At 31.8% G+C, this 13,334-nt stretch carries 12 protein-coding genes; 9 read left to right on the forward strand and 3 right to left on the reverse strand.

All coding sequences use genetic code 11. From position 1 onward, the window contains the following. Positions 1–54 precede the first annotated feature (54 nt). The 9 genes from rsxE (at position 55) to KMW28_RS26680 (ending at position 10,074) form a co-directional block, all read left to right on the forward strand. On the forward strand, positions 55–696 hold the full coding sequence (rsxE, locus tag KMW28_RS26640; RefSeq protein ID WP_169667070.1) for an electron transport complex subunit RsxE: 642 nt from the start codon (positions 55–57) through the stop codon (positions 694–696). Beyond that, the gene (locus KMW28_RS26645; protein WP_169667068.1) at positions 693–1,271 is read left to right on the forward strand and encodes an electron transport complex protein RnfA; all 579 of its coding nucleotides are present in this window, start codon (positions 693–695) and stop codon (positions 1,269–1,271) included. Before rsxE ends, KMW28_RS26645 begins: the two co-directional genes overlap by 4 nt. Before the next feature lie 360 nt (positions 1,272–1,631). Then, positions 1,632–2,489: a ferredoxin reductase domain-containing protein gene (locus tag KMW28_RS26650; RefSeq protein ID WP_169667066.1), complete on the forward strand. Its 858-nt coding sequence runs from the start codon at positions 1,632–1,634 to the stop codon at positions 2,487–2,489. 101 nt (positions 2,490–2,590) lie between these two features. Then, entirely contained in the window at positions 2,591–3,451 is an 861-nt protein-coding gene (locus KMW28_RS26655; protein ID WP_169667064.1) for an RnfABCDGE type electron transport complex subunit B, read from the forward strand. Between the two features lie 211 nt (positions 3,452–3,662). Continuing rightward, entirely contained in the window at positions 3,663–5,087 is a 1,425-nt protein-coding gene (locus KMW28_RS26660; protein ID WP_169667062.1) for an ATP-binding protein, read from the forward strand. Positions 5,088–5,118: 31 nt separating this feature from the next. Continuing rightward, positions 5,119–7,353, forward strand: a complete 2,235-nt coding sequence (locus KMW28_RS26665) for a hypothetical protein (protein ID WP_183364026.1) — start codon at positions 5,119–5,121, stop codon at positions 7,351–7,353. Next, positions 7,331–8,449, forward strand: coding sequence for a leucine-rich repeat domain-containing protein (locus KMW28_RS26670; RefSeq protein WP_183364028.1), 1,119 nt, complete (start codon positions 7,331–7,333; stop codon positions 8,447–8,449). Before KMW28_RS26665 ends, KMW28_RS26670 begins: the two co-directional genes overlap by 23 nt. Before the next feature lie 43 nt (positions 8,450–8,492). Next, complete coding sequence (locus KMW28_RS26675) at positions 8,493–8,978, forward strand: hypothetical protein (protein ID WP_183364030.1); 486 nt, start codon at positions 8,493–8,495, stop codon at positions 8,976–8,978. After that, positions 8,956–10,074 carry a leucine-rich repeat domain-containing protein gene (locus KMW28_RS26680; protein ID WP_169667318.1) on the forward strand — a complete coding sequence of 373 codons (1,119 nt, stop codon included), beginning with the start codon at positions 8,956–8,958 and terminating at the stop codon, positions 10,072–10,074. The genes KMW28_RS26675 and KMW28_RS26680 overlap by 23 nt, the downstream gene beginning before the upstream one ends. Positions 10,075–10,081: 7 nt before the next feature. Here KMW28_RS26680 and KMW28_RS26685 read toward each other — a convergent pair whose 3' ends face one another. From KMW28_RS26685 to KMW28_RS26695, 3 genes are read right to left on the reverse strand one after another with little or no spacing between them, the layout of a single operon-like run. Further along, the gene (locus tag KMW28_RS26685; protein WP_183364031.1) at positions 10,082–11,536 is read right to left on the reverse strand and encodes an ATP-binding protein; all 1,455 of its coding nucleotides are present in this window, start codon (positions 11,534–11,536) and stop codon (positions 10,082–10,084) included. Beyond that, positions 11,526–12,701 (reverse strand): leucine-rich repeat domain-containing protein, encoded by a 1,176-nt coding sequence (locus KMW28_RS26690; protein WP_215585911.1) that lies wholly within the window; start codon positions 12,699–12,701, stop codon positions 11,526–11,528. Before KMW28_RS26690 ends, KMW28_RS26685 begins: the two co-directional genes overlap by 11 nt. Beyond that, positions 12,691–13,200: a hypothetical protein gene (locus KMW28_RS26695; protein WP_183364033.1), complete on the reverse strand. Its 510-nt coding sequence runs from the start codon at positions 13,198–13,200 to the stop codon at positions 12,691–12,693. Before KMW28_RS26695 ends, KMW28_RS26690 begins: the two co-directional genes overlap by 11 nt. Between the last annotated feature and the right edge of the window lie 134 nt (positions 13,201–13,334).

Here is a 13,334-nt window from a genome sequence, read left to right on the forward strand (position 1 = left end):
TAACCAACTACCTTATATAAGCACTTCGTTTTATTGTTTTTTAATTGAAAAAAAATGAGTGTCGCTGTAAAAGAAAATAAAAAGGCGAAAGAGCAGAAAAGTACGGATGAGTTCATCAAGGGACTTTGGAAGGAGAATCCTGTTTTCGTTCAGGTGTTGGGTATGTGTCCCGTTTTGGCGGTGACCAATACTTCGATGAACGCATTGGCAATGGGGTTAGCTACTTCTTTTGTTTTATTGATGTCGAATATCTTGATTTCATTATTGAGAAACTTCATCCCGAAACAAGTTCGTATTTCGTCGTACATATTAATTATTGCCACTTTTGTGACGGTTATCGACTATGTGATACAGGCCATAAGTGTGGAATTACATAAGAGTCTTGGAGCATTCATTTCACTTATCGTAGTGAACTGTTTGATATTGAGCCGTGCTGAAGCGTTTGCCTCAAAGAATACCTTAAAACATTCGATTATGGATGCATTGGGTATGGGTGTTGGTTTTACTTTCGCATTGCTTTGTTTAGGGGTTGTAAGAGAAGTATTTGGAAGCGGAACAGTCTTCGATTTGCAGATTTTACCCGAAAACTTTCAGTCGTGGATTATCATGATCTTACCTGCTGGAGGATTTTTCACCCTCGCTTTCTGGTTACTGTTCTTTAATTATTTGAAAGAAAGAAAAGCGAAGAAATCATGAATACAGCCAATTTGTGGAGCATTTTCATCAATGCTTGTCTAATCAACAACTTTGTACTGGCTTACTTCCTTGGTATCTGTCCTTTCTTAGGGGTTTCAGGTAAAGTGGCGACCGCTTCTAAAATGGGAGCAGCCGTAACTTTTGTAATGGTCATTAGTTCACTTTGTGCCTTCGGTATCAATGGTATTCTTACGGCTATTAACGCTCCTTACCTACAACTTATCAGTTACATTGTGGTGATTGCCTCAACAGTACAATTGGTAGAGATGTTTGTAAAGAAAATGAGCCCTGCCCTATTTAATGCATTAGGTATTTTCCTTCCATTAATTACCACCAACTGTGCTATCCTTGGTCTAGTATTATTCCAAACTGCCAAAGGTTACAACATCCTCGAAGGATTTGTATACGCACTCGGTGCCGGTGCTGGTTTTACCATCGCCCTCCTATTAATGGCCGGATTAAGAGAACAGCTTGAACTCGCCGATACACCAAAAATCGTCAAAGGAACGGCAATTACATTGCTAATTGCTGGGATACTTTCTTTGAGTTTTATGGGATTCTCGGGACTTGGATAAATAAACTAAGAACTAAAGAACTAAGAAACTAAGGGGTGAGATTCATAATAAACACGATTTCACTTTTAACATTGTAGCTTCATGATATAAGCTGACATATCCTTAGAGAAAACTTAGTTCCTTAGTTTCTTACTTCCTTAGTTTTTAAAATGAACCACATCATCCCCATAGCCCTCGTCATCGGCATCATCCTTATCTGGATGATCGTCCAACTTGGGTGGTCGAAAATTTTTAAGGAGCATCAGTATGATGATGCTTTGGCAGGCAGATCGAAATGTGCTGGATGTAAGTGCAAAGTGGTCTGCAAGAAAGATAATCAAGTAATTATTTAAAAATATAATAGTAAACACACTTAAAGTTATGACACATTTAAGCGATTACCCTACAGAGAAACGTTACTCAGCGGTAGTTTTAAAAAGTGACCGCCTCACTCCTGAAGATACAGAGGAGGTGAGAGAAATTTTATTAGAAGTAGATGATTATAATTTCAAAATTGAAGTGAATCAAAGTTTTGGTGTTTTGGTTCGTGCCAACGGAGATTTTGGGAATACATATCATCATCGTCTTTATAGTGTTGCCGACATTCCAAGAGAGGTAGCTGGCAAGCTTCAGATTAAAATGTTGGTGAAAAGATGTGCCTATGTAGACGATTTCAGTGGAGAATTATTCAAAGGGATCGTATCAAATTATATATGCGATTTAAAACCTTGCGATGAGTTATTGATCACAGGTCCATTTAACCTTGCCTTTAACGTTCCAGAAGACAATGAAGCCAATATGATCCTTGTAGGTATGGGTACAGGCATCGCTCCTTTTAGAGCATTCATCAACCATATTTACACTGATATCGGAGATTGGAAAGGTAAAATAAGATTGTTCTATGGTGCTAAGAGTGGCCTAGACATGCTGTATATGAATGATGAAAATGATGATCTAACACAGTATTATGATCAAAAATCGTTTGAAGCATTACAAGCAGTAAGCCCTCGTCCTAAATGGCAAGATCCAATCAACTTAGATCAAGTGATAGAAGGCCGAGCATATGAAATCAAACAAATGCTAGCAATGAACAACACTCACGTGTACATCGCTGGCTATAAAGATGTTATGAAAAAGCTTGATGCCGCTTTTGCCAATATTCTTGGTTCTCCAGAAAAATGGGAAACGAGAAAGAAAGAGTTGATCGCCGGCGGAAAGTGGGCGGAAGTGATTTATTAATAGGTTGTAGGTAATAATTAATAGGTAATAACTAATAGGTAGAATTTTATTAGTTATTAGTTATTACCTATTAGTTGTTACATACTTCTAAGAAAAAAAATATGAGTATAATAACAGCATTAGCAGCATTAGGTGGCCTCACCTTATTATTGGCCATAATGCTGATTGTCGCAAATAAGAAATTATATGTTTCTGAGGATCCTCGAATAGATGTAGTCGACGATTTGCTTCCGAAAGCCAATTGCGGTGCTTGTGGTATGCCGGGTTGTAGAACCTTTGCAGAAGCAGTGGTAAAAGGCGAAGTGTTACCGGGAAAATGTACGGTAAACTCTGAGGAAGGAAAAAATGCGATTGCGGATTATTTAGGGGTGGCTTTAGGCGATGAAGATAAAATTGTTGCTCGTTTGGCATGTCAAGGTGGTAGTAATGTTGCCGTTGATCGTGCCGAGTATCAAGGACTGTCTTCTTGTTCTGCCGCTTCCCTAATTTCGGGTGGTCAGAAGGGCTGTTTCTGGGGATGTTTGGGATTAGGCGATTGTTCTGTGAGTTGCGATTTTGATGCAATTCAGATGAACAAACACGGAATTCCTGAAGTAGATGTTGAAAAATGTACTGCTTGTGGAGATTGTGTAGAGAGCTGTCCGAAAGGATTATTCTCTCTTGAACCTATCAATAATAGACTTTGGGTGGCCTGTAAAAATCTTCAAAAAGGTGATGAGATTTTAGAGGAATGCCAAGTAGGCTGTACTGCCTGTGGCAAGTGCGTGATGGATGCTGAAGGCAGCATCAGTATGGTTGATAATTTACCAAGGATAAATTATAAAGAGAAACTTACACAAAAACCGATACAAAGATGCCCGACAGGTGCGATTGTTTGGTTAGATGATGACAAAGGCATCATCAAAGGGAAGGAAAGCAAAAAAATAATCCGAAAGGAAAAACAAAAAGTTGCTTTCTCATAGCTTTTTAACGTAAGTGTGTGAGCCACCTTGACTTTGTCTTGGTGGCTCTACTCGTTTTGTGGGAATGGATTTTATAAAAACTTGAAGAAAAATAAATAATAATTTTTGAATACTGTCTTTTAAGTAATAGTTTAGCATTGATAACGTATTCATGATTTTTTACTACAAATCCCCCATGTAATACGATTTTTTATTTAAAACTAAAACTCTTATGCTAACTACTCCATCTCATGCACTTCAGGTAATACATGAAGAAGAGATAAATGCAAGATGTGAATTATTAAATAGTTTAATTACCAATATTTTTGAAGATAATGATTCAGATATTCATCTTAACCCTATTTCTTTAGACGCTAACTTAGGTAAGTTATCGAAAAAGTATAAACTGACTATAGAAGAAGAATTCCTTATTGTATTCTCTTATGCATGGCAAATAAAACCCCATCTCTTTTTACCCTTTGTTGAAGGTTTTAAAAATATTGAATTTAGAACAAAGTATGGAGGTTATCTTGATAACGAAAGAGAGCTTTATATACCTACATTAAAAACTTTTCTAGAGATCATTATTTCTAAAGAGTATAGATCCGAGTTTATCCTAAAGTTATCTGATAAAAACTTTTCGCTTTTAAGAGATGGTGTTATCTTTTTAGAGCCTTTCCAAAAGAATAATAACAATATTCTTGATTCTGTACTAAAACTTTCTCCAAATTTTATTCAGTATTTAATTGGTGGTGAATCTCCTCGTTTAGATCATGAAATCGACTTCCCTGCACGATTAAAAGAAAGTAAAGTACCTTTTGATGAAGTTGTTTTATCAGATACAACAAAAGAGGAAATTCAACCTTTGGAACTTCTTCTCGAGGTACTTCCTAAAATAAAAGAAGACAAATCTTTAAAGAAATATATTTCAGACAATCATATTTTTGTTTTTTCGGGTTCTCCAGGTACGGGTAAATCTTTAACCGCCACTACCCTAGGTTCTAAATACAATATGAGTACATATACTTTAGATATTTCCAGAGTAGTTTCTAGGTATGTAGGCGATTTCGAAAAAGCAATGGAAAGAGTATTTACAAGACTTCATGGTCAAAATTGTATATTATTTATTGATGAAGCTGATTCCATTTTCACTAAGAGAAACGAAAATGTGAATGAAGCAAAAGATAAATATAGTAATCAAGAAATGTCCTACCTCCTTCAACGATTAGAGACGTTCGATGGTATAGTGATATTGGCCAGTAATGTAAGAGATATAAGAACTCACGTGGATAAAGCAATGATGAGGAGAATTAACCACATCATCGAATTCCCATTTCCATTGGCCAACGAAAGAGAACAATTATGGAAATTTTCATTACCAAATGAATATACTTTTGAGGACGGATTAGTAGATAAATTATCAATGAGTTACCAATTATCGGGTGCTAATATTGCATCGATTATGTCAGAAGTATTGATTAAAGCTATTTATAACAAAACTAACATCATCACTTTCCAAATGATTGAACCGAGTATCAAGAAAGAATTTTATAAAAGAGACTCAACTTATCAAGTTTGTCCTGATAATTCTCCGGGTGCCATTTTAATGGAACAAAGATTAGGCAGATCTGCTGTTCATAATGGTAGAAGAATGTAATTATATTTCTAAAATCAAAACAATTACCCCATTGAACAAAGTACAAACGTATAGAATTGAGCCTGAAGAAGAACAAAAGAAAAAAATAGATTTCGATGCTATTCATACTGGTTTAGAAAAAATAAATATTAATGCTGCGTTGAAATATGAGGCAAAAGGGATTCCTTCTACAGAAGGTGAAAGACTCAATCCAGGATTTTGCTATTATATTAATAAAAATTTATTCTACTGTAAAAAGAAGAGTGAAACAATCAGTGATATAGCAGATAAATTATTACTCCGTAAAGAATATATTCAAATTCTAAACGAACACCATGATACTAATAAAGAAAATGCAACCATCTTTTTAGGACATATTGACGACCTTATTGAAGAAGAAAATTTATCCTATATTTCTATAATCGAAGCTGGTGGTAGAATAAAACCTTTAATAGAAAATGGAGGTATTGAGAAAGAATTTGCTGAAGATTTCGTTGAAAAGAGTATTCATACGATCATTTTTAATCCAGCTACAGCTCCCAATAATACCGCTACAGAAAAATTAAAATATGATCCAGAATCTGTTGTCGAAATTTTTCATACGACCTTTCCGGGAGATAAGCTCAACCAAAATGTAAGTAATTCAACAATTGAATTTACTTTACAAATATCTGCATCTGTTTATTATATTATTACAGTTTCATTGGATACAGGAATAGGTTTTTCGAGTGCAGTTACTGATGACCGAAGGTTTGTCACCTCATTAGATTGGAAAGTGGGTCTTACAGGGGAAATTGATGCACTTATTGCATCGGAAAAATTGGGTCTAGAAATTGGTGGGACACTTGGAAATTCCCAGAACAAACTCAATGGAAGTTATGAATCTGTAGATCATTTTCTAGCACATTTTCATAACAACATGAGAATCATTCTCAATACTTATGACTACAATCCTAAAGAATATGGATTAGATGATTCGTCAGGATATTGGTCAAAATATAAACACGAGCTTGCAAAACCATATACATCAATAAGAAAATTTGGTGGTGGTATTAACCATGATCTAAAAAGCCTTGCAGGAGGGGGAGGTAAAGAAGCAGAAATTGTAACCATAGAAAGACAGAAACAAAGTGGCGTAAATGTCATAGGCACTTCAAGTGATTATTCCGCTGATGTTGATAAAAATTATCTAAATGAAATTAATGGTGATGATTCTATCTACGAATCAACTATAGGTTTTCACTTTAGCCTACCATTTTTCTTCACTATGATTCATGGATCGGTTGAAGCATTAGGAGTTCATAACGATGCAAACAAAGATAATAATGGAAACTACATCAATTTAAAATTTGAAGTTCCTTTTGTAGATATAGATTCTAAAATGATTAAAGATTATGTAGATTTCATCCATCTAATGGTTAAAAATAAAAAAGAGGGTTTTGAAGGACTCTTTGGTTCTATTTTAAAAAATATCGGAAATAAAGAAAAATGTATTTCTAAAATTAATCCTTTTTATAAGCAAATTGAAAATGAAATAAAATCGAACAAAGTAAAGTATGGTCTTGATGCTAATTTTACCCACAGAAAGGTTATTGAAATAAATGCAGTAAAAGAGGGAAGTGGATTTTTTGACTATAAACTTCAATATTACCGTATTTGGGATAAGGTTGATGCGGGTGTTAGTGCAAATGCAAAGCAAAAGAAAGTAGGTGTAGGATTTTCCATTGATTATACCTCTCAAAATTCTACAGAAGAATATTTATTCGACAACACTTTAAGTTATGTCTCTACGGTCTACAACCAAATGATGTGGGAATCTAGAAACCCAAGTTTAGTGGGAGAACTGGAAAAACTCCTCAAAAACTCGAAAAAAGAAAGACTTCAGGATGATGAAAGTCGTACAAAGTATGATGCACAAATTGAAGCAAAAATTCTTGCTTTAAAAGGGAATAATAGTGAATCAGAGTTTAGTTGTTCACATTGGGAGACTTACAAAAAAGATCATAAAGATGAATTGGATAGTATAATTATGTCTTTTACAGAGAAGTTTAATGAGGAGTGGAAAAACAGATTTGAAAAAGATGAAATGCCTCAATTTATTATGGGTTTTGATATCTGGAGGCATTTTGGGAAGACTAAAGGAGAAATAACAAACCGTAACGAATATTTATTCAAAGATATAAAAGGTGTCAACCAAATTAGTATCACTTTGGTTGATTTTGAAAAGAAAATTTTATTTAAAAATTATTTAGAAAATAGGATATATGCGTCAGATTATTGGTTATAAATGTCTTTTCATTTTTTTATTAATACACCTATCGTGTAATAATACAAAAGCAAATCTCAATAAAACTACACCATATTTACAATACCTTGAATCAAAATATAAAGATTCAAATTTTTGGATAAGTGAAGATGGAATGTATGGTGTTTCATTTAGAGGTTATACTGATGACTTAAGCGAATGGCATAAGGATATTATTTTAAAAAGCGATTCTATTGATTTTTTTGCTATTAAACAATATCCTCAATTTTCGAGAAATTTTCACTATTTAGAAAAACTTAAAAACTTAAAAACACTAAAAATTAATAATGGTAATATTTCAAACATACCAGATTTTGTAATTAATCTAAAATATCTAGAATATTTAGTTTTAGATAATAATAATATTAAAGAAATACCCAAGAATATTAATCAATTAAATAAGCTAAAAAAACTAAAATTAAATAATAATAAGATAACAATGCTTCCTAATAGTATTTGTAACATTACAACATTGGAGGAGTTAACATTTTCAGGAAATTTAATTACTGAAATCCCGAAAAATATTGGCAACTTAAAGAACCTAAAAGGTTTATCCTTAGATTATAATAAATATCTCAAAAGCATACCAGAATCGATCAAAAAACTAAATAAGTTATCAACTCTTTCTTTCGATAGTTGTACCTCACTAATTAGTTATCCAAAGAACTTAGAGGATATGAAAAATCTTAAAAGACTCTCATTTCAAGATATGTACCTTGAAGATGGAGATATTCCTGAATTTGTTTGGAAATCAACTCACATTAAAAGTTTAAACTTAGAAAACAACAAACTTACAGAACTTCCTAAAGAGATAGGAAATTTGATCAATTTAGAGACGCTGTTGGTAAACAAGAACTATCTCACTTCCTTACCAGAAGAAATTGGTAACTGTACAAAAATCAATACACTTTGGGTAGATGGAAACAGGTTAAAAACACTACCGAAAAGTATATGTAATATCGAAATGATTGATTCTTTTTATAGTCGTTATAATCCTTGGGAATGGCTACCAGAATGTGTGGATGATGGAACATTTAGATTAAGGAGTGGGAATGTTCCTGGTGTGGAGAGAAGGTAGAATAATTAACTGCTCTACACTTTCAATCTCACATCACAACCAAATGATGTGGGAATCTAGAAACCCAAGTTTAGTGGGAGAACTGGAAAAACTCCTCAAAAACTCGAAAAAAGAAAGACTTCAGGATGATGAAAGTCGTACAAAGTATGATGCACAAATTGAAGCAAAAATTCTTGCTTTAAAAGGGAATAATAGTGAATCAGAGTTTAGTTGTTCACATTGGGAGACTTACAAAAAAGATCATAAAGATGAATTGGATAGTATAATTATGTCTTTTACAGAGAAGTTTAATGAGGAGTGGGAAAAATTAAAAGATAATAGAGATAAAATGCCAAAATTGATAATGGATTTTGATGTTTGGAGGCATTTTGGGGAGACTAAAGGAGAAATTATAAAAAATAAAAAAACTCTTTTTTCAAAAGTTTTTCTAAGTGAAAAGCTAATACTAGATATAGAATCTTTTCAACAAAACATATTATTTAAAAACTATTTAGAAAACAGAATATATGCGTCAGATTATTGGCTATAGGATATTAAATATATTATTATCCATTACATTATTTTCATGTTATTTCATTAATGATGAACAGAAACAAAATAATGAATTTATTGAAAGTCTTAAAGAAAAATATCCAAATAGTAATATTGGTATTTGGAAAGATAACAAATATGGAATTAATTTTCACTCTAATGATTCTTTATCAAATTGGTATTTCGATATTGTAGAAAAAAAAGACTCTATTACACTAATAACATTTGATAATTTTCATGAATTGAAAAATTCATTGAATTTTTTAAAAGAATTTCCATATCTCGAAGTATTGATTATTGAAAATTGTGATTTAAACATTATTCCAAACTTCTTTTTAGATTATAAAAAGTTAGAATATTTGAAATTACAAAATAATAACATTGAAAATGTCCCAAAAGAAATTTATAAACTAAATAGGTTAAAAAAAATATACTTACATAACAATAAAATAGAATATTTACCCAATAGTATATGTAACATAACTTCATTACAGGAATTAACTTTTTCAGGAAATTTGATTAAGAAAATCCCTAAAAACATAGGTAAATTGAAAAATATCACTGCGATTTCTTTTGATTTCAATCCATATCTAACAGAAATACCTAAATCAATTACTGAATTGAACAAGTTGAAATATTTATATTTTGACAGTTGTGTTTCATTAAACAAATATCCTGACGGTATTGAAAAAATGGAAACGTTACACACTTTATCCTTTAAAAAAATGAACTTAAAAGATGGAGATATTCCGGACTTTGTTTGGAAATGTACACGAATTAAGGATTTAAGTTTTAGAGATAACAACCTCACACAACTCCCAAAAGAAATTGGCAATTTAGTTAAATTGGAGGTATTAATGCTTAATAATAACAATCTCACTTCCTTACCAGAAGAAATTGGTAACTGTACAAAAATCAATACACTTTGGGTAGATGGAAACAGGTTAAAAACACTCCCGAGAAGTATATGCAATATCGAAATGATTGATTCTTTTTATAGTCGTTATAATCCTTGGGAATGGCTACCAGAATGTGTGGATGATGGAACTTTTAGATTAAGAAGTGGGAATGTTCCTGGTGTGGAGAGAAGATAGAATGTTTTTAGAAATTCAACCTACTCCCCAACCCACTCAAAACTCCACCTCCAGTTCTTTGTTCTATAGCTGTATGAGAACTGTCTTTACATTCCGTAAACTTTGCACTTCTTTTATATAGTTCATGTTGGATTTTTGGCAGTACTTCTTCCAAACTGATTTCTTTTTTGTCTTGAAGAATACATTCTACCATTAATGAAGAGGCAATATTACTGATATTGGATCCATTCAGTTGGTAGTTTTCTGCGATATGATCTACCACACCTTCTTTATATTCATATCCTTGAGGTAAACTTAACGACCATAATTGCTTTCGTTCTGCATACAATGGGAATGGAAAATCGATGATCAGTTCTACTCTTCTAAGCATGGCTTTGTCGATATGTTTTCGGATATCGGAAACATTGGTGGTGAGGATCATGATGCCATTATATCGTTCGATTCTTTGAAGCAAATAGGACATTTCCTGATTGGCATATTTGTCTCTTGTGTCTTTTACATCAGTAGATCTTTTTGCAAAAATAGCATCTGCTTCATCTATTAATAGGATCACATTTTGTCCATCTAAACGATAAAACACTTTATCCATAGATTTTTCAAATTCACCTATATACCTGGATACCACTTTAGAAAGTTCCAAAGTATAAGTAGGCATATTGTATTTCTCACCTAAGGTAGTAGCAGTAATAGACTTACCTGTTCCGGGTGCTCCTGAGAATACCACAATAGTACTTTTCTTAATTTTTAATTGATCAAATTGATGTGAAGTTAGTCTACTTCTTAACTCCATCATTTGCTCCAAAGAATGTAAAGAAGTTTGCGTCTTTTCTGGTAAAATAACTTGATCGAAAGTAAGTGTTGGTTGAATTAATTTAGCAGGAAAATCCAATTCGTGATCTAAACGAGGTTGAGTAGTACCATTTAAAAATTCGACGTAGGTCTGGGAAATTTGAGGTGTAGCATACAACAAATATTTGATGACTCCACTAGTATCTGTTGTTAAATAAATGACTCCTTGTTTGATGAAAAAGTGATCTTTATTGGTGAGGTATTTAAACACTTCGACAGATTGCTCTTCTGAAACAAAAAGCTTTAGAAATGTTTTAACAGTAGGAATATAAACACCCAATTTTTCATCAAAGACACCATTATATTCTATCTTATTTTCTAGTTCTTTTAGCTCCTTGATTAGAGGAATAAAATACTCAGCGTGATATTTCCAAGAGTAAGTGAACAGTAAAAATAATTCATCATACAACCCTAAACCATTATCCATTACAATAGATTTAAGGTTTGAATCATGCTCAAAAGGAGTCATCTTCTCAAAGATATTTTCTTTTGATTCATATGGGTTATAAATCACATGATGAAGAAGTTCTTTAAAATTAGTTAGACGTTTATTTAGTTCTAATTGGCTGGGGTTTGTTTGAATATCTGCTAACATCGGATTATTATTCTTCAATTTTATAACCTCTTTCTACATCTTCTTCACTTAAAAATTCTGGGATTACACCCCATCCTCCATCTACTTCTAGTCGCGTTTTATTTACTCTATCGACATCAAACATTTCTGCTGGAAGGGACTCAACACTGGTTCCAGTCAAAATTAAAGCTTCAAGATTTGGAAGATCTCTAATTTCTTTTGGTACTGTTTTAATATAACAACCATAAAAAGATAAATACTCCAATTTTTGAAGATTTTTTATCTCTGGTAAGATTCTTTCTACAGGAAGATCTCTATAAATTAAAGTTTTTAAGTTTTTGAAACCATAAAAGACATCATACACACTTTCATCCTTCATATGATTCCAATATTGGCCACTTATACGAAGATCTTCTAAGTTTTTGCACTTTTTTAAATCATCGAAAGGGATAGTAGCCATATCGTTCATCTTACTAAAGTCAAAATACTTTAATGATTCTTGGCTGTTTTTTAGTAACCCATTTAAGTTTGAAAGATTCTCACAATTCAATAATTCTATAGTTGTAAACTTATGTTTAGAATAACTTTGAGGAAGTTCTTTAAGGGTTTCATTATTATACAATTCTAATTTTTTAAGTTTATTGCTAATAATATCAGGGTAATTATTCAATTGAACACTACTAAAATTGATCTCCTCCAAATTTGGGTATGTAAGTTTTTTAGGTAGTATCTTTTCATATTCTTTACCCAAATTATAAAATGATATCTTTTTTAAATCTGCATTTTTTATTGATTCAGGAAATTTTTCAAAAGTGCAATAATATATTACTATTTCATTAATACTTTCATTAAAAATTAATTGATAGTCATTTAAATTAAGTTCAGTAAAATCTAAATACTTTAATCCTTTAATACTTCTTAAATCTATTTTATTATCAATAATTGTTGTTTTATTAATTAAAAGTGAATCTAAATTAGTGAAATTATAAATCTCTTTTGGAAATGTTTCTATTTCACCAAGTTCAAATAATACAACTTTAGAGACGTGATCTCCAGAAATTGAAAATTTTATTTTGTCCTTAAACTTTTCACTTATTTTAGATATAATTTCATAATCATTCTTATTTAATTTCTGTTCTATACTTTTTTTATTAGAGCAGGAGAAAAAGAATAATAGAGATATTATTAATAGTTTATTTATCATATTCATAATCGTATTTTTGTTGGTCTTTGTATAAATTAAATAATACATATTTTTCAAAATCTTTTATTATTACTTTTCGACTTTCATCTTTTATATTAAGAAGTTTAAGTAACTCACTAGGGTTTCGATAGAATTTATAAGCCGTTTCCTTAGACATCATCGTCAAAGATTTCTCTTCTGCTGCCTTACTAAAATCTTTATCATCTTTATGCTTAATTAGAGGATGAATAAAGTTGTTCGCTAATTCCTGAATTTCTGAAGCATATTTCTCTTTATAATTCTTCCACCCTTCAGAAGTATATTTTGTTTCTTTGCCTACTGCATCCCAATGAAGTTTGTTCATATACCTAAACAGCTCAAACTCTTTTTTCTCTTTCGATAATTTTTCTAGAGATTCTGCTTTCTTCAGGTCATCTTTATTTTTGATGGCCTTTTTATAATATTCTTTATTTCTTTCTTCTGCGAATAGATATTTTTCTATAGCAATAAATCTAGACATCGCTTCATCTCTTCTTCCTTTATCTGATTCATAATTTAATTCTAGAGCTGTATGGCGTTATTCTTGATATTTCAATAGTTTGTTTATCTGCTAGCATTGAGTATAATATATCGGTCCGAATTTACTATATCTAC

This window comes from Flammeovirga yaeyamensis (genome assembly GCF_018736045.1).
Lineage (GTDB): Bacteria > Bacteroidota > Bacteroidia > Cytophagales > Flammeovirgaceae > Flammeovirga > Flammeovirga yaeyamensis.

Coding starts and splice junctions, on each gene's coding strand:
- KMW28_RS26670 (WP_183364028.1), top strand. CDS start 7,331: ATGCGTCAGATTATTGGTTATAAATGTCTTTTCATTTTTTTATTAATA.
- KMW28_RS26650 (WP_169667066.1), top strand. CDS start 1,632: ATGACACATTTAAGCGATTACCCTACAGAGAAACGTTACTCAGCGGTA.
- KMW28_RS26675 (WP_183364030.1), top strand. CDS start 8,493: ATGATGTGGGAATCTAGAAACCCAAGTTTAGTGGGAGAACTGGAAAAA.
- KMW28_RS26655 (WP_169667064.1), top strand. CDS start 2,591: ATGAGTATAATAACAGCATTAGCAGCATTAGGTGGCCTCACCTTATTA.
- KMW28_RS26660 (WP_169667062.1), top strand. CDS start 3,663: ATGCTAACTACTCCATCTCATGCACTTCAGGTAATACATGAAGAAGAG.
- KMW28_RS26645 (WP_169667068.1), top strand. CDS start 693: ATGAATACAGCCAATTTGTGGAGCATTTTCATCAATGCTTGTCTAATC.
- KMW28_RS26680 (WP_169667318.1), top strand. CDS start 8,956: ATGCGTCAGATTATTGGCTATAGGATATTAAATATATTATTATCCATT.
- KMW28_RS26690 (WP_215585911.1), bottom strand. CDS start 12,701: ATGATAAATAAACTATTAATAATATCTCTATTATTCTTTTTCTCCTGC.
- KMW28_RS26695 (WP_183364033.1), bottom strand. CDS start 13,200: ATGTCTAGATTTATTGCTATAGAAAAATATCTATTCGCAGAAGAAAGA.
- rsxE (WP_169667070.1), top strand. CDS start 55: ATGAGTGTCGCTGTAAAAGAAAATAAAAAGGCGAAAGAGCAGAAAAGT.